At 42.5% G+C, this 21,539-nt stretch carries 17 protein-coding genes; 9 read left to right on the top strand and 8 right to left on the bottom strand.

Annotated features, from left to right (window positions below; genetic code table 11):
- Positions 1 to 8: 8 nt before the first annotated feature.
- On the top strand, positions 9 to 1,040 hold the full coding sequence (locus tag H3302_RS15015) for a chemotaxis response regulator protein-glutamate methylesterase (RefSeq protein ID WP_118844725.1): 1,032 nt from the start codon (positions 9 to 11) through the stop codon (positions 1,038 to 1,040).
- Here H3302_RS15015 and H3302_RS15010 read toward each other — a convergent pair.
- A complete protein-coding gene (locus H3302_RS15010) occupies positions 1,030 to 2,061 on the bottom strand; it encodes a polysaccharide deacetylase family protein (RefSeq protein ID WP_036973405.1) in 1,032 nt (343 codons plus the stop codon). The two genes, H3302_RS15015 and H3302_RS15010, sit on opposite strands and share 11 nt — an antisense overlap.
- A gap of 39 nt (positions 2,062 to 2,100) precedes the next feature.
- On the opposite strand from H3302_RS15010, the gene dinF reads away from it, so the two are divergent.
- Positions 2,101 to 3,372 (top strand): MATE family efflux transporter DinF, encoded by a 1,272-nt coding sequence (gene dinF / locus H3302_RS15005; protein WP_231387291.1) that lies wholly within the window; start codon positions 2,101 to 2,103, stop codon positions 3,370 to 3,372.
- A 4-nt stretch (positions 3,373 to 3,376) separates the two neighbouring features.
- On the opposite strand, the gene H3302_RS15000 is transcribed toward dinF, so the two are convergent.
- On the bottom strand, positions 3,377 to 3,646 hold the full coding sequence (locus H3302_RS15000; protein WP_118844723.1) for a hypothetical protein: 270 nt from the start codon (positions 3,644 to 3,646) through the stop codon (positions 3,377 to 3,379).
- Positions 3,647 to 3,658: 12 nt separating this feature from the next.
- Complete coding sequence (gene nfuA, locus H3302_RS14995; RefSeq protein WP_036973401.1) at positions 3,659 to 4,234, bottom strand: Fe-S biogenesis protein NfuA; 576 nt, start codon at positions 4,232 to 4,234, stop codon at positions 3,659 to 3,661.
- 144 nt (positions 4,235 to 4,378) lie between these two features.
- On the opposite strand from nfuA, the gene H3302_RS14990 reads away from it, so the two are divergent.
- Positions 4,379 to 6,928, top strand: a complete 2,550-nt coding sequence (locus H3302_RS14990) for a M14 metallopeptidase family protein (RefSeq protein WP_065979410.1) — start codon at positions 4,379 to 4,381, stop codon at positions 6,926 to 6,928.
- Here H3302_RS14990 and H3302_RS14985 read toward each other — a convergent pair.
- A complete protein-coding gene (locus H3302_RS14985) occupies positions 6,925 to 7,626 on the bottom strand; it encodes a ComF family protein (RefSeq protein ID WP_074989201.1) in 702 nt (233 codons plus the stop codon). The two genes, H3302_RS14990 and H3302_RS14985, sit on opposite strands and share 4 nt — an antisense overlap.
- A 58-nt stretch (positions 7,627 to 7,684) precedes the next feature.
- Here H3302_RS14985 and bioH point away from each other — a divergent pair, with 58 nt between their 5' ends.
- From bioH to H3302_RS14960, 5 genes are all read left to right on the top strand, one after another.
- Positions 7,685 to 8,422 (top strand): pimeloyl-ACP methyl ester esterase BioH, encoded by a 738-nt coding sequence (gene bioH, locus H3302_RS14980; protein ID WP_182395760.1) that lies wholly within the window; start codon positions 7,685 to 7,687, stop codon positions 8,420 to 8,422.
- A gap of 100 nt (positions 8,423 to 8,522) precedes the next feature.
- A complete protein-coding gene (locus H3302_RS14975; protein WP_036973397.1) occupies positions 8,523 to 8,831 on the top strand; it encodes a hypothetical protein in 309 nt (102 codons plus the stop codon).
- Positions 8,832 to 8,836: 5 nt separating this feature from the next.
- Positions 8,837 to 9,697 carry a putative metalloprotease CJM1_0395 family protein gene (locus tag H3302_RS14970; protein ID WP_074989202.1) on the top strand — a complete coding sequence of 287 codons (861 nt, stop codon included), beginning with the start codon at positions 8,837 to 8,839 and terminating at the stop codon, positions 9,695 to 9,697.
- 106 nt (positions 9,698 to 9,803) lie between these two features.
- Positions 9,804 to 10,535 (top strand): outer membrane beta-barrel protein, encoded by a 732-nt coding sequence (locus H3302_RS14965; protein ID WP_065979407.1) that lies wholly within the window; start codon positions 9,804 to 9,806, stop codon positions 10,533 to 10,535.
- 282 nt (positions 10,536 to 10,817) lie between these two features.
- Complete coding sequence (locus tag H3302_RS14960) at positions 10,818 to 16,358, top strand: S8 family serine peptidase (RefSeq protein WP_182395758.1); 5,541 nt, start codon at positions 10,818 to 10,820, stop codon at positions 16,356 to 16,358.
- A 91-nt stretch (positions 16,359 to 16,449) separates the two neighbouring features.
- Here the strand turns inward: H3302_RS14960 and H3302_RS14955 are convergent, their stop codons facing one another.
- From H3302_RS14955 to greB, 4 genes are all read right to left on the bottom strand, one after another.
- Positions 16,450 to 18,765 (bottom strand): Tex family protein, encoded by a 2,316-nt coding sequence (locus tag H3302_RS14955; protein ID WP_065979405.1) that lies wholly within the window; start codon positions 18,763 to 18,765, stop codon positions 16,450 to 16,452.
- Positions 18,766 to 18,901: 136 nt separating this feature from the next.
- Positions 18,902 to 19,483 carry a CBS domain-containing protein gene (locus H3302_RS14950; protein ID WP_065979404.1) on the bottom strand — a complete coding sequence of 194 codons (582 nt, stop codon included), beginning with the start codon at positions 19,481 to 19,483 and terminating at the stop codon, positions 18,902 to 18,904.
- A 52-nt stretch (positions 19,484 to 19,535) separates the two neighbouring features.
- Positions 19,536 to 19,841, bottom strand: a complete 306-nt coding sequence (locus tag H3302_RS14945) for a hypothetical protein (protein ID WP_065979403.1) — start codon at positions 19,839 to 19,841, stop codon at positions 19,536 to 19,538.
- Between the two features lie 327 nt (positions 19,842 to 20,168).
- On the bottom strand, positions 20,169 to 20,651 hold the full coding sequence (gene greB / locus H3302_RS14940) for a transcription elongation factor GreB (protein WP_036973385.1): 483 nt from the start codon (positions 20,649 to 20,651) through the stop codon (positions 20,169 to 20,171).
- A 157-nt stretch (positions 20,652 to 20,808) separates the two neighbouring features.
- On the opposite strand from greB, the gene ompR reads away from it, so the two are divergent.
- Positions 20,809 to 21,537, top strand: coding sequence for a two-component system response regulator OmpR (ompR, locus tag H3302_RS14935; RefSeq protein WP_193329316.1), 729 nt, complete (start codon positions 20,809 to 20,811; stop codon positions 21,535 to 21,537).
- Positions 21,538 to 21,539: the final 2 nt, after the last annotated feature.

Here is a 21,539-nt window from a genome sequence, read left to right as displayed (position 1 = left end):
GAGAGCATATGATCAAAGTCCTTATTGTTGATGATTCTCCTTTGATACGCGGATTGCTTAAAGAGATTCTTGAGCAAGCAGATGATATTCACGTTGTGGGGTCTGCAGAAGACCCCTACGAAGCGAGAGAACAAATAAAACGCCTCAACCCTGACGTGTTAACGCTTGATATTGAAATGCCCAAAATGGATGGTTTAAGTTTTCTTAAAAACTTAATGCGTCTACGGCCTATGCCGGTGGTAATGATATCAACATTAACACAAAAGGGATCGCCCATTACCCTCGAAGCGCTTGAAACGGGAGCGGTTGATTTTATAGCAAAACCGACCGCTAACGTGTCTCAAAGTTTGCAACGGTATGCGCATTTATTACATCAAAAAATACGTACAGCGGCTGGTGCTCGGGTTCGCACATTCAAGGAGCAGAGCCTAGAAGCCGATAGCGCCTTATCAACCTTACAATTTAAAGCAAATAGTGTGCTGGCGATTGGTGCTTCGACAGGTGGCACCGAGGCAATTAAAGAGGTTTTGGTGCGTATGCCTGAGCAATGTCCACCTATTGTCATTACGCAGCACATTCCGCCAGTATTTAGCACTTCGTTTGCTATGCGTATGGATCGTACCTGTAAAATTAATGTCAAAGAGGCAGAGCACGGTGATAAATTACGCCCCGGTTGGGCTTACATTGCACCGGGCGATCAACATTTAAGTATTGTAAAACAAGGTTCTGCTTTGTATTGCCAACTCGATACATCTGAATTAGTTAATCGCCATCGACCTGCAGTGGATGTATTGTTTAATTCGTTATTGGTTGCGTGTCCAAAAGCCACGATTGCTGCGTTACTCACAGGCATGGGGAGTGATGGCGCGAAAGGGTTACTGGCATTAAAACAAGCGGGGGCTTATACAATTGCACAAGACGAGTTATCGTCAGTGGTGTGGGGCATGCCAAAAGCCGCTATCGAACTGGATGCGGCTCATGAAATTGTGCGTCTTGATAAAATTACCGCGCAAATGCTTAAGCAGGCCGTTAAGGTGTGATCACCCAAGGTTGTGAAAACCAATAATAGCTGCCTTTTTTCTCAATCGAAGGGGCCGTACAATTAAAACGTGAACGGCCACTTTTCAATTTAGCTGGCGAGATAATTTGCACCGTGTCTTTGCTTGTCCAATTTAAGTCTGCTTGACCAATCCCCGAGACATAGCACGCAAATTGGCTTTTATGAAAGTCTTGCATATCAAATTGAATGCTTAAGCTAGGTGGATTCTCGTTAGTAACACTGTCTGAGTAATTTAACGCTTTGATAGTGAAAGCCTGTGACGCTAATTTTGTCGATAATGTATCAAGTTTGGAGTAAAAGCCTGATGCAGGGAAGCGTGGTAAACGGGTAAAGTCAGAATGAATACCCACCGCACCTGAGTGTTGACCAATACCAACAAAGCCAATTGACTTAACCAGTGCTTGAAGTGAATTATTAAATTCGCCATAGGGATAGGCTACGTATTTATAGTCATGACCAATCTCTTCTTTGATACGCTTTTGTGCTGCGAGAATGTCGTTTTTAGTCCGTGCTTGCCATTGTGCGTCAGTTTCACCCTGTTGCTTTAAATGCATGTAATTATGCGCTTGGGTGTGATTACTAATAAGTGCCCCTTTTTTAGAAAGCGCTTTTAATTGCTGCCATGTCATGACATAGCTTTTACCTTCATCAATCAGTTTTGGATTAACAAAAATAGTGTAGGGGTAGCCGAACTTCTCAAGAATTGGCGCGGCTTGTTCATAATTGTTTTTATAACCATCGTCAAAGGTAATTGCGACGGTTTTATCGGTTAATTCTTTGCCAGATTGCAGTGAACTAATTAGCTCATTTAATGGCACTACAGTAAAGTGATGATCTTTTAAATACTGCATGTGTTTTATAAATGTTTCACTGCTGACACTGGTGACCGCAGGAAGGGTTTCACTCACATGATGATACTGTAAAATAACGGCGCCGTGGGCACGCATTGATAAACCTAACAGGACTGCAAAAATTACATGAAACATTTTCTTAAACGTCATAAGGCACACCATAAAAGTTTGCTGTTATTAGCCGGTCCAATGATCTTATCAAATATTACTGTCCCACTGTTAGGATTAGTTGATACTGCCGTGATTGGTCACTTAGGAAGTGCTCACTACTTGGCGGGGATAGCGTTAGGCTCTACGGTTATTTCGTTACTATTTTGGCTGGCAGGCTTTTTAAGAATGAGTACGACGGGGCTGGTGGCACAAGCTTACGGTAAAAATGACCTTACTTTGCTAGGTGAACTGTTAAAGCGTAGTTTGTTGCTTGCAACTGGGGTTGCGTTGTTATTAATCGCGCTCAGCACACCAATTCAATCCTTAATGGCTTACTTGTCAAATGCCAATCAAGCTGTTTTAGAACAGGCGTATAGCTATTTTTCTGTTCGTATTTTTAGTGCGCCAGCGGCCCTTTGTAATTTGGTGCTATTAGGGTGGATGCTCGGTGTACATTATGGACGAGGTCCATTTTATTTATTATTAATTACCAATATCACAAATATTGTGCTCGATATTTACTTTGTGGTTTTTCTTAATTGGGGAGTGGCGGGCGCGGCTTGGGCCTCGCTTATTGCCGATTATATCGCATTCGGTTTTGCTGTTTTTCTGGTGTTACAACTTGCTAAAAAGCAAGGTATTAATTTGGCCGTTAAAGCATGGTTAAGCGTAGCTAAAATAGGCGAGCTGCTTAATTTAAACCGCGATATTTTCATTCGTTCACTGGCACTGCAATTGTGCTTTAGCTTTATGACTTTTTATGGCGCTAGAATCGGTGAAACAACATTAGCAGCTAATGCCGTATTGCTGAACTTTCTGATGTTGGTGAGTTTTGCTTTAGATGGTATTGCTTATGCGAGCGAAGCAAAAGTAGGCAAAGCCAAAGGGGAGCAGAGTGTTGAACAGATCAAACTTTGGGTGAATTTAAGCTTGTTCTGGGGAGGACTCTTTGCGCTCTTTTATAGCCTGATTTTTTTAGTGTTTGGTGGCGCTATTATTCGCCTTTTAACCGATGTGCCTGAGGTTGTCAGTCTGGCTACACACTACTTACCTTGGGTCATTATATTGCCCATTGCGGCCATGGGGTGCTTTTTATTCGATGGTGTATTTGTTGGTTTAACACGCGCAAAAGACATGCGAAATACCATGCTAATAAGCGCGACATTTGGTTTCTTTGGGTTATTTTGGTTGGTAAGCGACTGGCAAAATCATGGATTATGGTTCGCTATGACAAGCTTTATGTTATTGCGTGGCGTTACGTTATGGCTACGTTATCGCGCAATGGTTAAGCAACAACAGTTGTTAATTTGAGTGGTTATTTCCACAGGTCAAGATCATCATCTTTAGGGGATGTACGCTTAAGCACTTGTGCGAAACGGTTCGCAAAAATACCTAAGTAGCCCCAAAATGCAAAAAACAATGCAACAGCTAAAATGACAAGCCCCACAAGCTGGAAAATTGCGGGTCCATAATAGCCGATAGCAATGAATATCACGGCTAGCACAAACAGTGCTAAGCCGCGAAGAAAGCGTTTTAGGCTTAATTTGGGGTCGCTACCTAAGCGAAAAACCCACTGCTTAAGCATCTTAAGCGCTAATTAGTAGTATGAGTGCTCACCCGGGTTGTGATCAGTAATATCTCTCACCCCTGTGATCTCATCAAATTTAGCGATCATTTCTTTTTCGATGCCTTCTTTTAACGTCACATCGATCATTGAACAACCATTACAGCCACCACCAAATTGCAGTACTGCAATACCATCGGCTGTAATTTCCACAAGGCTTACTTGGCCACCGTGGTTAGCAAGTTGCGGGTTAACTTCGGTTTCAAGCATATGTTGAACACGTTCTTGAAGCGTCGCATCGTCGGTCAGCTTACGTGCTTTTGCATTCGGTGCTTTAAGCGTTAGCTGAGTACCCATTTTGTCAGTCACAAAATCGATTTCAGCTTCTTGTAAGAAAGGAGCACTTTCTGCATCAACAATGGCATCAAAACCATTAAATGGTAAACGAATGTCGCTTGCTTCAACTGCGTCTTCAGGGCAGTAAGAAACACCACACTCAGCTTGCGAAGTACCTGGGTTTACAACAAACACACGAATGTTAGTTTGTTCAGCTTGGTCTGCTAAAAGTTTAGCAAAATGAGATTGTGCAGATTCAGAAATAGAAATCATAAAACGAACTATACTTGACTAAATTACTCGGATACTGCCTATCATACTCCGCTCATCGTGTTGTCGCCAGTGTTGAGCGTAAAAAGTTGCATCTATTTTATCGAATGGTAGCGTGAAAACATCAAACAATAACAGGTGCTATCTATGCGTTTAATAATAACAATATTAACCATGCTAGTGAGTTTTTCAGCATTAGCAAAACCACTTTCCTATTATTTTGAAGAAGATGTGAAATTTGATCCGCTTATTCCAACCCCGCAAGAGGTTTTAGGCTACGAAGTGGGCGAGTGGCATGTACGCCATGATCAACTTGTTCAGTATATGCAAATATTGGCAGACAAAAGTGAGCGTATTAACATTGAAGTAATTGGCCGGACGCACGAGCAGCGACCCTTGGTCATGTTAACGATTACTGCGCCAGATAAATTAGGCCAAGTAGAGCAAATTCGTAAAGCACATTTAGCTCGCTTAAGCGGTGGAAATACTGACTCAAGCAAGCAACCTGCGGTTGTGTGGATGGGTTACAGTGTGCATGGCAATGAGTCTTCAGGTAGCAACGCATCGCTATTAGTTGCTTATTATCTTGCTGCGGCACAAGGGCCTGAAATTGACACCTTATTAAACAACACCGTTATTTTATTAGACCCCTCTTTGAATCCTGATGGCTTAGCGCGTTTTGCGAATTGGGCAAATAGCAATCGAGGCATGAACTTATCATCGGACCCTGAAACACGTGAGCACCGTGAAAGCTGGCCGAGCAGTCGTACTAACCATTATCTTTTTGATTTAAATCGTGACTGGTTGTTACTACAACACCCTGAGTCACGTGCGCGTATTGCCCAGTTCCATCACTGGAAGCCTAATATTTTAACTGACTTTCATGAAATGGGCCCAAATAGCACATTCTTCTTTCAACCGGGAATACCAACGCGTAAACACCCAATTACACCAGAAGAAAATGTGACATTAACGAAAGCAATTGCAAATTATCATGCAAAGACGCTTGATGAGCATAATGCGCTGTATTTTACTGAAGAAAGCTTTGACGATTTTTACTATGGCAAGGGGTCAACCTACCCAGATGTAAATGGTGGCGTGGGTATTTTATTTGAACAAGCCAGTTCTCGTGGGCACTTACAAGAAACAATTAACGGCCCGTTGAGTTTTCCATTTACTATTAAAAATCAACTGTTAACGAGCTTATCTACATTCCAAGCAGCGATTGATAATCGCCAAGACTTACTAGACTATCAAGCTGAGTTTTACACTAAAGCTACGGATCTTGCTGGCGATGAAGATTTTAAAGGCTATGTGGTAAAAGGCGGCGCTGATAATAGCCGTATGGCGTATTTTTTAGACGTGTTAAAGCAACACCAAATCAATGCGTATTTGCTTGAAGAGCCCTTAAAAGTGAATGGTCAGAGCTTTTCTGAAAAAAGCTACTACGTGCCATTAGCACAGCCACAATTTCGTTTAGTAAAAGCGATTTTTAGCGAGCAACAACGCTTTGTTGACAATACTTTTTATGATGTTTCGGGCTGGACATTGGCCCATGCATTTAATTTAGAGTTTGCCAAAGTGAGCAGCAATTGGGGCTTAAACATTGCAAAAATGCCGTGGCAGAAAACGGTTAAATCAAGCTTCGCTGCGTTACCACAAAGCTATGCTTATGCATTTAAGTGGGATGACTACCTTGCTCCTAAAATGTTAAATAACTTACTTAAGCAAGGTGTTCAAGCGCGTGTTGCGCTTAGTTCACTTACAGCAAAAACACCCGCAGGTGAGGTTGCTTTTGAGCCAGGCAGTATTTTATTACCAGCCGGTATTCAAACAGACCCTAATTGGGTGCGTTATTTAAACCAAGCACAAACAGATTTCGGTATTGAAATTGTTCCCATCAGCTCTGGTTTAACAGTGAAAGGGGCTGATTTAGGGTCTCGTTCTATGGCTGTTGTTAAAGCACCTAAGGTACTGCTTATTGGTGGCGAAGGAACCAGCCAGTATGAGTTAGGCGAAGTGTGGTATTACCTTGATCGCTTTGTTGATATTGCCCCGAGTATTATTGAAATGGAGCGTTTAGATAATATTAACCTCGATAAGTACAGCCATATTGTGCTTGCGCATGGTAATTATAATCGCCTTGATGATGCGACTAAAATTGCAATAAAAGCGTGGGTTCGTAAAGGCGGGGTAATCTGGGGCCATAAAGGCGGTGCAAAATTCTTAGCGGATCAGCAACTATTAAAAGCGAATTATTTGTCACGCCGTGATGTTGCAAGTGCATTTGATACAAAAGGCCTTACTTATGCCGATAAAGATGACTTAGCAGGGCGCCAACGCATTGCTGGTGCCATCTTTAATACTCACGTTGACTTATCGCATCCACTGACTTTCTCGCTTGAGCGCAATACCTTACCTGTATTTAAAAATAGCACTTGGTTACTTGAAAAATCGGAGGCACCATTTGTTAATGTACTTACTTATACAGACACGCCATTACTTGCAGGCTTTACCGATGATGTCAATGTGGAGCAGGTAGCCGGTGCTGCAGGTTTAATTGCGCACTCTTACGGAAAAGGCAGTGTGATTGGTATGACTGATAATCCCGTTTTTCGTGGTTACTGGTATGGAACAAGCCGATTACTAAGTAATGCATTGTTCTTTGGTCATGCATTTAGTGCATCGGGTGACTAATTAAGGGGAGTCAAACATGTAAGGATTGCCCATACTTGTTTGGCCCCTGCCTGTTTTAATGCCTCTGTTGCTGCGTTTAATGTAGCACCAGAGGTCATCACATCATCAACAATAGCCACCGATTTCCCTGTCAGATCTTGCTGACATACAAACGCATTTTTTACATTCTTTACCCGTTTTGTTTTACTTAGTTTTGATTGTGGCTGGGTGGCTTTTTGTTTATGAAGAGGCGTAATAACGTCTTGCTGTAAGCCCTCTAGAACCGGTAACCACGTTTGGCTTACTTGGTTATAGCCACGCGATAAAAAACGCCTTTTATGTAACGGCATTATGATAAATACATCAGGCCAGTGTGTGTTTGCTGCAAGGGCATGTTGCAGCTGTTTGGTTATGATTTGCTGTAAAGCCACTTTATAATGCTGTTGATTGTTAAATTTTAACTGTATGAGCCATTGTTTATAGGGTGCTTGATACCACGCACAGGCAATGAGATGATCAAAATGACAGTCAGGAAAAGCGTCACAAATATCGGGGCGATGTAAAAGGTTTGGATGACGTGCTAAGTCAAAAAGTGCAAGGTCATCCATACAGTGTGGGCAGAGTGACTGATTACTTTCAATGTGGCCCCTGCAACCCAAACAAAAATTTGGGAACAGCGCATCTAAAGCGACTTTAAACGCCTGAATTAAGCCCGCCATTGCATTCATTCCTTTAAACGCTATTATGAGCGCTAAGTGTGGTTGAGAGTTTATAAATATGCAAAATGAAATGGTGTTGTTACATGGCTGGGGAATGAATCAAGGTGTGTGGCAAGTCATTATGCCTGAACTTACGTTTTTTCATGATGGCGCAGTTCGCTGCTTAGATTTACCTGGGTTTGGTAACGCACAGTCAATACCAACACCTTACACTTTGCATGCTGCGGCAGAGCAGCTCAGTAGCGAATTAAATGAAGGATCAATACTTGTCGGCTGGTCACTGGGAGGGCTGTTTGCTTTGTATATTGCTGCGCACTGGCCTGACAAAGTGGCCAAAGTTGTGCTGGTAGCATCAACCCCATTTTTTGCCCAGCACGATGATTGGCCGGGTATTAAGCCGGACGTCCTGAATGCGTTTAAAGATCAGTTAGTGAGCCATAGAGAAAAAACCATAGAACGCTTTCTCGCTATTCAAGCTATGGGCAGTGAGTCTGCTCGTGATGATATAAAGCAGCTAAAATTATTATTGAATCAATACCCCGCTCCCAAAGAGCAGGCGCTAAGTGCAGGACTCGATATACTACAGCACGATGATTTACGCGCTATGTTTGCACAGTTAACGGTGCCTATAGTCGGCATTTTTGGTCGCTTAGATGCGTTAGTGCCTTATTGTGCTCTTAAGAAAATGCAGGCGCTGCAGCCTAATTTTGACTACGAGGTAATTGATAAAGCATCCCATGCCCCGTTTATTTCTCACAAAGAGGCATTTATAACAGCTCTTAAATCAGTGTGTTAAACAAAACCTAGCTTGAGGCCATAAAAATAGCGGGATTATACTTTATTTTGTTCGTTTTGTGAGCGATAATTACGGTTAGATCTCACTGTTGGAGACCATCATGGCAATCGGTTCTGTTTTTAATAATGCGGTAGAAGGTTATAACCGTGCTAGCCAAGGTATTGAAAAGGCAAGCGCTGAGATTAGCCGTGCCTCAATAGATCAACAAGATGATGCTCAGCTTGCGCAGCAGCGCCAATTACAAGCCGCTCGCCCCGATGAAGCAGTCACGCCTCCTGTATCACAACCCGCGCGTATTGATGAGTCGCTGGTCAACTTAAAAGTAGAAGAGTTTAATGCCAAGGCGAATATCAATAGCATTCAAACCGCGGATGAGGTACTGGGCACTTTAATCGATATTAAAGTATAAATATCATGAACATCGTTACTCCTTATCCGGCCATTAACTTAAACACTGCGAATGTGCATACAGAAAGTGCGCGCCGTGATAACCAGTTGCGCGAGGTAATCCCCGCACCTACGGCAACCAAACCCAGTAACGCTGAAAATAAAACTTTAAACGATGGCGAAAAAGCCAGACAACCAGGCACTGACGCTGGCACCTATGATGCGAAAGGCCGTCTTGATGACAACACCGTAGTTCAAGAACGCCAACAAGGCGATTCTGAGCAATCGGAACAAGAGCAACAAGAAACAAAGCAAGAACAAAAAAAAGAGCAACAAGTTGCTGAACAAGAGCAGCAAGATGCGGAACAAATAAAGGAATTAAAAGCCCGTGATACTGAAGTGCGCATTCACGAGCAAGCACATGCATCTGTCGGTGGGCAATATGCGGGTGCGCCAAGTTATGAGTATCAGCGCGGTCCCGATGGTACTAATTACGCTGTTGGTGGAGAGGTTCAAATCGATGTTGCACAAATCGAGGGGGATCCAAAAGCCACCATTGAAAAAATGCAAACTGTACGAGCAGCAGCGCTTGCTCCACAAGAACCCTCAGGTGCTGACCGTGCTATAGCGGCAGATGCAACGCAAAAACTTGCGGCGGCTCAAGCTGAGTTAGCGACTCAGTCTGATGACGATAAGCAGCAAAATGGGCAAGCGTCATTTAAAATTAACCGTGAATTTGCCAATGAAGATAGCCCGCAAGTGAGTGCATCGGAGACTAAAACAGCAAAGCGTGACGTGGAAGTAGATCAACGCGCTCAACGAATTGCTAATTTCTATCAAGCGGCAACCTCTGCTGCGGCTCAAAACCAATTTTCTGCGGTTATTTAACCTCATATTTTCTTACACATTACTTACTATAAATAGGGTTGTTCCTATTGTGGTAAAAAATTAGCTCTGTTAGATTGTCCACGATTTTAAATAAGGATGATTTAACATGAAATATGCTGTACTTATCGGTGCACTTTCACTTGTATCAACAGCTGTTATGGCACAAAACACCACACCTCTTAGCTATGATTATGTTGATGCTGGCTATCAGAAAATGAAAATTGATGATGCTGATGATCTTTCTCTCACGGGCTATGGTATCAACGTCAGTAAACAATTTGCACAAAACTGGTATGTGCAAGGCCACTACTCAAAAGTATCTGATGACTTTACAGAGTTAGATATCTACGACAATGTGACTGTTTATGATATGAACAACAACCCAGTCGGTACGGGGCAGACTGAATATCTTTATCGTACAGAGTTAGATATCACGCGTTATGAGTTAGCTTTAGGCTATATTTACTCTCTGTCTGATGTGACTAAAATTGATTATTCAGCGAAGCTGGGCCAGCTAAAATTTGAAGGTGACGTACTGTACAAGCAAGATATCACTTATCAAGAACAAGTACTCGATACCAACTCTGAGAGATATTCTGATTCAGATACAGCTGATATTTTATCTGTAAATGCACAAATTAGGCACTTATTAACCGATTCAATAGAGCTAAATGCGGGTATCGGTTACGAGCGTCTGCATGATGAAGAAAGCGAAAATAATACCGTGCTTCATGTCGGTGCAAATTATGCGATTACAGCTGATTGGTTAGTGACCGCAGCGTATCGAGATGTAAACGACTATTCAGATCTTACCTTCTCAATTCGTTATAATTTTTAGTTAATTAGCAAGCTAGCGAACCTTTCGCTAGCTTCTTTTTATATATTATTTCTGTTCCTGCAATAGTGTTTTCTACAAAAAGCTACATTTTGTATAAATAATCCGCAACGCTTTATATATCACCACTTCAATGTTTACATGGTGTTAATTTTGTGTCTGAAATGTATACCTCACAGTTTGACCCTTCATAACGCCGCCTGTATATGTCTGTCTGCTAATAGAATTTAGTGTCTCAGCTTTTGCGTAAGCAAAGCTGTTTTAAATTAAATCAGTGGGAATCATATGCAACCTAGCAATAATAAAATAGCACACTTGAAAAAGAGCTCAGTTGCAGTACTTACAGCATTGTATGTAGGTACTTCAGGTTATGCTGCGGCAGAGCCGGGCTTTAATAAAGTGTCAGACAAAGGCTTTTATCAGCCAACATTTACAGCTGAAGATATCGCAAAGTATCAAGAACAAAAACAAATTGCTGATCATCCAAGCTTATTAAAGGGCAGTGTTGAGCGTTTAAATCAACATTATCAAAATCAACAACCAGAACATGTGTTCCAGCCTCAAGAGGGTGTGACAGGTGTTCAAACTTATATCGTTCAAATGACTGAAGAGCCAGTCGCGAGTTACCAAGGTGACATTCAGGGCTTTACTGCAACAGCGGTTACTGAATCTCGTTCGTTAATGGTTAATGAGCGCTTGGATACATCGGCACATAAGGTGCGTGCTTATCAGGGTTTCTTGAAGCAGCGCCAAACATCTGTATTAAGCAAAGCACGTGCCGTGGGTGCTAGCATTGATGTTAAAAAGCAATTTACGTTAGCAAACAATGCCGTTGTTGTCGAAATGACGCAGGCGGATGCTGAGCTACTGGCTAAGCAATCGGGTGTGAAACGCATCACACCAAACCGTATTTTCGAACTACGTACAGACCGTGGCCCAGAGTTTATTGGCGCAGATCAATTATGGCAAGGCGCTACACCTGCATCATCAGTGGGTGTTAAAGGCGAAGGCATGGTTGTAGGTATTATTGATACAGGTATCAATACTGACCACCCTGCGTTTGCAAGCGATGAAGAGTACAGCAAATCAAATCCATTTGGTGCAGGTAACTTCGTTGGTGATTGTGAAGCTGATCCTACGTTATGTAATGACAAGTTAATTGGTGTTCGCTCTTACCCTGAAATTACGGCTGCGAATTCAGACTATCGATTTGCACGTGCTGATCGTCGTCCAGAGAATGGTGAAGACTACAACGGTCATGGTTCACATACTGCAAGCACAACCGCGGGTAACTACATAGAGAATACGCCACTTCAAGCAGCCACAGGTGAGAAAGTGAGTGATGGTGAAAACTTGCCATTTACCTTTGATCACACCAGTGGTGTTGCACCGCGCGCGCACATTATTTCATACCAAGTATGTCACGCGGGCAACTCGGGCGACTTATACGCTGATTGTCCTGAGTCGGCGATTTTATCTGCTTTTGAAGATGCAATTGAAGATGGCGTTGATGCGATTAACTTCTCAATCGGTGGCGGTGAAAGCTTCCCGTGGGAAGACCCAATGGAAATGGCATTTTTAAGCGCACGTGAGGCCGGTATTTCTGTTGCCGCTGCTGCGGGTAACTCAGGTCCGTACTATATGTCTGCGGATCATACATCACCTTGGGTGACGACAGTGGGGGCATCAACGCATGATCGCGTGATGGAATTAGGTGTTAAAACCATTAACAACTTCCAAGGTACACGTGCACCTTCTGTTGGTGAGTATGCAGGTAAGAGTTTCGCTGGTGGAATTACTGGTGAGGTTGTTTTAGCTGAGAATTACGACGACCCTAATGCTGACGATGGCTATGATGCAGCTAGCTGTAATGCCCCATTCCCTGCGGGTACTTTCACCGCAGACCAAATAGTGGTGTGTTTACGGGGTGATATTGCGCGTGTTGATAAAGCGAAAAACGTAGCTGCGGGTGGCGCAGGTGGTTTTATCCTGCAAAATATTGCTTTTGGTGAGAACGTTGTTGCAGATAACTATGTGATCCCAGGTATTCACTTATCTTCAAGTGCGCGTTTTGCTATTCGCAACTGGGTGAATGCTAACCCTGATGGCGCTGCAATTGCGACTATTGGTGAGCCGCAAAATAACTATTCGTTTGACGAAGAAGCTGGCAACCAGCTCGCTATTTTTAGCTCTATGGGCCCAAGTTATTATATTAACAACCTTGTTCCTGATTTGACGGCACCAGGTGTTGATATTTATGCTGCGAATGCTGATGACCAACCATTCACCGCCAATCCTAGAGCATCAGACTGGACATTCATGAGTGGTACGTCAATGGCTACTCCGCATGTAACCGGCGCCATGACTTTATTGATGCAAATGCACCCAGATTGGACGCCTGCTGAAGTACAATCGGCTCTGATGATGACGGCGAATAAAGTGCGCATTTCTAACGGTGTTACGTTAGTTGACCCTTACTACAACTTCATGACGGGAAGTGGCTCAATTGATGTTGCGCAAGCGGCAAATGCAGGTCTTATCATGGATGAGACAATCGAAAACTATCACAATGCTAACCCGCGTAATGGCGGTTTAGTGGAGTGGTTAAACCTGCCGACATTAGTAAACCAAGACTGTGAACTGACCTGTTCTTGGATGCGCACAGTGAAAGCGACTAAAGATGGTTCGTGGGATGCAACAGCCTATGGTTGGGGTATTGAAGGCGAGCAAGAAAGTGCGGGTGTCGAAGTGAGTGTTACACCAAGTAACTTCACACTTAAAGCGGGTGAAACACAAGACGTGATGGTAACGATGAAGTTACCGAATATCATTCAGTCTAAACTAGACCCAGCAGAACCCGGCGCACCATGGGACAGCATTATAAACAAAAATGCGTGGTTTAACGGTAAAGTACTTTTTAAAAATACCGATGGTAATTCACCTGATGCTCACTTCACATTAGCGGCTAAAAATGTCATTGATGAGCTTCCAGCCATGGTTGATATCGATATGGCTCGTGCCAATGCATCAGAGTCAATCGTTGTGAATACTGACAGCTACAGTGAGTTTACACCAACTTATTATGGCCTTGTAAAACCGACTGAAGTAACAGCCAATATCTTAGGTGTATCACCTTATGTAACGAAAGACCGTGTAGAAAAAGCATGGGATATTCAGGCAATTGAGGTACCTGAAGGTACAAAACGCCTGATGATTAAAGTGGCATCAACAGAGCAAACGACTGATTTATCAGATATCGTTGAACCGCGTTGGCAAATTAAAAAAGCACACTTAGTGGTGGGTTATGATGCGAATGGTAGTGGCTCGTTCATGGTGTCGGATGAAGACATTGCTGAAGATCCAAATGCATTAATTAAAGCACTGAACGAAGAGATGATTTGTTATTCTTCAAGCAGTGTTGAGGATAACTACTGTAATATTATCGATCCTAAGCCTGGTAAATACTGGTTCGCTACCGCAGCGTTAGCTGGTTTACGCGATGTGGGTTATCAAACAGTGACTCACTATGCATTTGTGAAAGAGCAAAATACGGGTGAGTTCAGTGTGTCGGCTCCACAACAACATTCAGGTAATGGCAACTATGAAATTGCGATTAATTGGAATCTACCAGAAGCGCAGCTAAACGATGTGTATTACGGTGGTTTTGAACTGGGTGATTCAGAAGGTGCTGAAGGGACTTTAGGGTTTACATCAGTTAACTTTAAACGTGACGCTGAAGCGTTAACCCTTAATATTGATCAAGACTCAGCACGCGCTATGGATCTTGTAAATGTTAACGTGAAACTCAAAGCTAACTATGAATCTGACGCGCGCGATTACACTTTAGCGTTAACCATTCCTGAGGGCATGGAAGTTTGGCCTGACACATTGACTTCTAACAACGAGTCAGTTGCTGCTTCATTGGAAGTAGAGGGCAACACTTTAACAATTAAAGGGACTCAAGAGGCTACTCGCAATGTGAAGCGTGATTATGTTGTCACGAATAACATCACTAATGAAATGTGTAAAACGCCAATGATCGATGAGTACTCAACAGGTGGCTACATCGATTTATGGGGTGACTTCCGCATTCAACCTGATGCTTCTTGGTATGAAGGTGGCTCAAATGTTTACTTTGATGTACCAATTGATTGGTTATTCTACAAACAAGGCGCTAAGTTTGAAGTTTATAATCAAGCAAACAACAACGAAGTACGTTTACACCCAACAGGTGCTATGCAATTTACACCAATTTGGTGGATGATGAGTGCGCACCGTGGTCCAGGTTTCTTAGTTGAAGCATTAGCCCCGTTCTGGCGTGGTTCATTTGAAATCACTAATCTACGTGATCCAAGCGATCCAACAGGGTTAACAATTGCAAGTCAATATGCAGAAGAACGTCCTGATCTTGGTGACCTTCTGTTCATGGAATTTGATAATGTTACCGACAAGAATACGGGTGATACTTATGATTATGAAGTGATCTTACGCAGTGGTATTGATGACCATGAAGGTAAGTTTGAAGCGATTTTTGCATACGACAATCTAGGTGCTGATATTGATACAGGCACTATCTTTATTGAAGGTGGTGACAGTGTTTATGCTACAACCGCGGGCTACAAAGACGGTGCTCTAAGCAATGTAATCGGTTTCGATGACCTTGGTAAAATCTTACAAGATGACTTAGTCATTTGTTTTGATTACGTGGGCCCTGAGCAAAGTGAAGTTGAATTTAACTTTACAGCGACAATAAAGCCAGAAGCGAAAGGCACCATGCAAGACATCGCGCTTGATTATCTATTAGGTAGCCAAGAGTCAGGTACATTAATGCACTCGATTGGTGTACAAAGCAATCTTAAAATGGCAGATATTGCTGATATGACGGTTGCTGAAAATGGTCGTATTGATGGCATTGAAGTGATGGTTATTGATGCTGATCAATCGCCAAATGAGCTAGTAATCACGGGTGAACATGTGTCAGCTGAGGTGAACGGTATGTCGTTTAATCTGATCCCTGAACCTTATTTCTTCGGTGAAACTTTTGTAACTGTTACAGTGCAAGACAAAGCAAACCCAACAGATAAAGTAAGCAAAGAGTTTTTACTGACTGTTGAGTCTGATGGTGAAGAAGCCCCCGTGATGGTTAACGACATTGCAGATATGACTGTGATGCAAGGCGATATGTTAGAAAGTATTGCTGTTTCTTTATCACGTGAAACAGAAGAAGCGTTCACTCTTACTGTAGACGCTGATAATGCGACATCAATGGTTGATGGCATGACATTTAGCCTTAAACCTGACGCTGACTTCTACGGTGAGATCCCTGTAACAGTGACATTAACGGGCACAGATACCACTATCTCAACTGACTTTATGGTTACAGTAACCGCCGTTGATCTTGCGATTGTTGCGCTAGAAGATATGTCGGTGATGGAAAACGAGTCAGTTGACAATATTATGGTTAGTTTAACGCGTGAGACAGCTGAAGAGTTCACACTGTCTGTTGATGCTGACAATGCGACGACATCAGTCGATGGCATGTCATTCAGCGTAACGCCTGATGCTAACTACTATGGTACAACGACAGTTAAAGTCACTTTAACCAGTGGTGAAAAATCATTGATGGAAGAATTTGCACTTACAGTTGTTTCAGACGGTATTGAATTAGGTTGTACAGATACCGCTGCAACAAACTACGATGCGAATGCTAATACTGATGATGGTAGCTGTGTATACCCAGAAGTAGAAGAAGATGATGACAGTGGTTCATTCGGCCACTTCATCCTGTTACTCCTTCCATTACTTGCACTACGTCGTCGTAAGTAATCGCTTTAAAGGCTCATTTTAGTGAGCCTTTAAAAACAAAAAAACCGCGTAAGCTTAACTTACGCGGTTTTTTATTAGCCTAATATAATGGCTACTTTTTAACTTTAGCGTTGGCAAAGGCATCGGCAAAGGCATTGCCCATGGCTGCATTACCAAAGTCGCGTTTTGGTTTAGAGGTGTTTTTTACCTTTTGAGCCGCGGCAGGTTTGCTTGTAGTTGCCGCTTTATTGCTGGTATCAACATCATCGTCTAAGCGCATGGTAAAGCTAATACGTTTACGAGCAGCATCCACTTCAAGCACTTTTACTTTTACGATGTCACCCGCTTTGACTACTTCACGCGGATCTGAGATAAACTTATTCGTAATAGCAGAAATATGCACCAAACCGTCTTGGTGAACACCTACATCAACGAAGGCACCAAAGTTTGCTACGTTTGACACCACACCTTCTAGAATCATGCCCGGTTTTAAATCGTTAATGGTTTCAACACCGGCTTTAAACTCGGCCGTTTTAAATTCAGGGCGCGGGTCGCGGCCTGGCTTATCAAGTTCTTTAATGATGTCTGTGACGGTTGGTAAACCAAATTTGTCGTCAATATAGTCGTTCGCAACAAGCTTGTTTAGTATATCTGAGTTACCAATTAAGCTATTGACATCCAGGTTGTTCTTTTCGCAAATACGCTTAACAATCGGGTAGGCTTCAGGGTGAACTGATGACTTATCAAGAGGGTCTGTACCATTAGTGATACGTAAGAAGCCCGCGGCTTGTTCAAATGCTTTTGGCCCTAAACGCTCTACTTTTTTAAGCTCAGAACGCTTGCTGAATGAGCCATTCGCATCACGGTAGTTAACAATGTTCTGTGCCAGAGTTTTGTTTAAACCCGATACACGAGTAAGTAACGGCACTGAAGCCATATTTAAATCAACACCGACAGAGTTTACACAGTCTTCAACCACCGAAGTCAAAGTTTGCCCTAACTGACTTTGTGACACATCGTGTTGGTATTGGCCCACACCAATTGACTTAGGTTCAATTTTAACAAGCTCTGCAAGGGGGTCTTGTAAACGACGCGCAATTGAAACAGCACCACGTAACGATACATCGAGATTAGGAAATTCATTCGCAGCAAACTCAGAGGCAGAGTAAACAGATGCTCCAGCTTCACTGACCATAATTTTGTTAAGGTTAAGCTCGCTGTTTGCTTTTATAAGCTCTGCGACGAGTTTGTCTGATTCACGTGATGCGGTGCCATTACCAATGGCGATTAACTCAACTTTATGCTGGCGACATAATTGTTCAAGCGTGCGCAGTGATTTTTCCCAATGATTTTGAGGGGCATGTGGAAAAATAGTTTGTGTCGTTAATAGTTTACCAGTGCTGTCTACAACAGCTATTTTACAGCCTGTGCGTAAACCTGGATCTAGGCCCAATGTTGTACGAGGACCAGCCGGAGCTGCCATTAATAAGTCTTTTAAGTTCTTTGCAAATACGTCAATGGCACCGGTTTCGGCTTTTTCGCGCATCGCCCCTAAAAACTCATTTTCAAGATGTAAGCTTAATTTAATTTTCCACGCCCACTGCACTACGCTCATTAACCATGCACTCGCTGCTGAGTTGCTAACATCTAAGCGATAATGATCGGCAATCATTTGTGCGCAGATTTGTGCAGGATTTTCAGCACTGGGTTCAGGGTTAATATTGAGCTGCAATACGCCTTCATTTCGTGCTCTTAACATGGCTAAAGCACGGTGAGAAGGCACTTTTTTTAGTGGCTCTTGGTGTTCAAAGTAATCACGGTATTTTGCGCCATCATTTTCTTGGCCAGCAATAACGCGGCTCTCAATTTGACCATGTTGACTTATATGACTGCGGAATTTTGCAAGCAACTTAGCATCTTCAGCAAAGCGCTCCATTAAAATGAACTTAGCCCCATCGAGTACGGTTTTCGTATCAGCAAAACCAGCATCGGCATTGATGTAGTCAGTGGCGTGTTGTTCAGGGTCTAAGTTTGGATCATTAAACAGGGCATCAGCAAGTGGTTCAATACCTGCTTCAATTGCAATTTGCCCTTTGGTACGGCGCTTAGGTTTGAAAGGCAGATATAAATCTTCAAGCTCCGTTTTACTGTCCGCGTTATTAATATCCGCACTGAGCTCGGTTGTTAGTTTTCCTTGCTCTTTAATCGTGGCAAGTATAAAGCTACGGCGCTCTTCTAGTTCACGTAAATACGATAGGCGTTGCTCAAGTAAACGCAGTTGCGTGTCGTCTAAGCCACCCGTTACTTCTTTACGATAACGCGCGATAAAAGGTACTGTGGCACCTTCATCAAGTAATTTGATTGCAGCAACAACTTGTGGTTGCTGGGCATTTAGCTCAGTCGCTAAGCGTGCAGAGATATTGCTCATGCATAAACCTTTTTAAAAAATAGAAAATCAGTAAAACTGAAGATTAATTGCCTGAATAATATCACAATAAGAAGGCCTTAAAAGCACTGCTTTTAAGGCCCGCTGAAATAGTTCTTCACAACGCAAATTTTAATACTTAGTGAGGGTGATCGATGTGTTGCATCACTTCACTGAAGCTATTAGCAATGGGGTTGATATTAACAGGAATATGTAACTTTTTAGCAATTTGACGCGCAGAAATTAGCCCACAAATTTCATGCTCTTTACTGGTGACTAGCAAGAACATCATACCTTGATGCTCCATTGTTTGTAGTACATCGCCAATGCATGCGTAACTAATGCTTTGTAAGCTTGCACCCGCTAAATTACTAAGCGGTGTCATTACATCGTGTAATGTAATCTCGTCACGGTGCAGGTTTAAGCGCTGTGCAAGCATCATAATCTTAGAGCTTTGCAGGTCAGCACTTGATGTAATACCCAGTAACTTATCTTCACTATCAATTACTAAGATAAAGTCAGAACAGTGATTGCTAGTTTGTTTCAGCGCATTAACAATCGTTGTGTCGTAATGAGCGCGTAACGGGTCTTTACTGGTGAAGCTATTTAATACTTTAAGCGCCGGAGAGGTTAGGTCTAGGGTTGGCTCAACTTCATTTACAGCATTAGATAATGCGCCATTTGAAATGTCTTGTAGACGTAATTCTTTGAAATTATTCATTTTGATCACCATACATTTTAATAAAACTTTAATTGAAACAATTTTGAGTTAATTAAAAAGCAGGGGGACCTCGCTGATGCGCGCTGAACACAGAAATAACAGAACAAGGATTAACATACACCGCAACACGGCCATCTGGCAGTGGTTGATCTGCACTGGCAATCAGCGAAGGGGTATGTTTGTCAAAGTCAGTATCTGTATTGGCTGGGTCTGTACTGTCGCACGCAATGAAATGTGCGGTTGGCGTAACACTGTCTGAGTGACTTTCAATGTCATTGGCGTAAGATATCAAACTCGCACTCATTAAAAGTGCGAATACAATGGCATTACTCATGATGCGATGTATTAGGTTTGACATACTTACTACCTTCTAAAACCTCAAGCACTAAATGCGTCTTGAGTCTCTTTAGTTATAGAACACATTTTTAGAGTAGACAATCACTAATTAATGTTTTCTGAATATTTGTACCATTCCGCAAAAATACTTAATCATTTTGAGTGATTAAACCAGTCGCTACCTGCGTTAAAAATTTCTGATTTACGACTGCATGGATGCAGGAGGTAGAGCAATGCAGGAGCAATTGCCGAGAACAACTAAATAACTAAATTTTTGCCTTGTTATCAACGCGGTTTTATTGCCTCAAAATAGACCACTTAATTAAGCGTTAATGGTATTAAAGATAAATTAGGGTGCGTTAGGGTAAGTTATTTCATTGACGAACCATTCTTTTGTGCCTTCGGGTGTGATGACCGAAAATTCGTCATCCACTTCTTTACCCAATAGCGCACGCGCCATAGGTGCGTCGATAGAAATATAATCTTTACGCTCATAAATTTCGTCTGGGCCCACAATACGAAATCGTTTGATGTCGCCTTGTTCATTTTCAATTTCGACCCAAGCGCCAAAAAATACTTTGCCTGCTTGTTGCGGATTGTAGTCAACAATTTTTAGATCTGGCATACGTTTTCTTAGGTAACGTACGCGGCGATCTATTTGTCGTAAAACACGTTTATTGAATTGATAATCGGCGTTTTCAGAACGGTCACCTAAGCTTGCTGCCCACGTGACAATTTTGGTAATTTCAGGACGCTTCTCATGCCACAAATAGTCATGTTCTTGTTGTAATTGTTGATAACCTTCACGCGTAATTAAATTTGTTTTTGCCATTTTACTTAGCCTCACAAGAAAACCTGCCGCACGGTATAAAAGTCTTTTGTCTTTGTCGAGTAGGATTTTGAAATGTTCCGTAACAATCTAAGCGTGCAATTCGATTTTTATTCTTAAGTTTTTCATTTATATTAACAAGTAACACATTACAACAAGAATGAAAGTTATGGGACACGAAACGACAAAAGTATTGGTTGTTGATGACGATATGCGTTTACGCAGTTTGCTTGAACGTTATTTGGTAGAGCAAGGGTTTATTGTTCGTACAGCAGCGAATTCAGAGCAGATGGATCGCTTACTCGAGCGTGAAAATTTCCACTTAATCGTACTCGATTTAATGTTACCCGGCGAAGACGGTTTATCCATTTGTCGCCGTTTACGTCAAAAAGAAAACGATATACCCATTGTGATGTTAACAGCTAAAGGTGACGAAGTAGACCGTATAATAGGTCTTGAGCTCGGTGCTGATGACTATATTCCTAAACCGTTTAACCCACGCGAACTATTGGCACGCATTAAAGCGATTTTACGTCGTCGCGCTAAAGAAGTACCAGGCGCGCCTGCTGCAGAGGAAAACGAAATTAGTTTTGGTGAATTCACACTAAATTTAGCCACGCGTGAGATGACGCAAGGTGATAACACCATGTCATTAACCAGTGGTGAGTTTGCGGTATTAAAAGCGCTTGTCACACACCCGCGTGAACCGTTAAGTCGTGATAAGCTAATGAACCTTGCGCGAGGCCGAGACTACAGTGCACTTGAGCGTAGTATCGACGTACAGGTTTCGCGTTTGCGTCGCATGATTGAGGTTGACGCTGCTAATCCTCGTTATATTCAAACAGTATGGGGCTTAGGCTACGTATTTGTACCAGACGGTGAAAAGTAGCA

It is taken from the genome of Pseudoalteromonas sp. MT33b (genome assembly GCF_014117385.1).
Lineage (GTDB): Bacteria > Pseudomonadota > Gammaproteobacteria > Enterobacterales > Alteromonadaceae > Pseudoalteromonas > Pseudoalteromonas lipolytica.
Note: the sequence above shows the minus strand (reverse complement) of the source record. Positions and strands in the feature narration are given on the sequence as shown.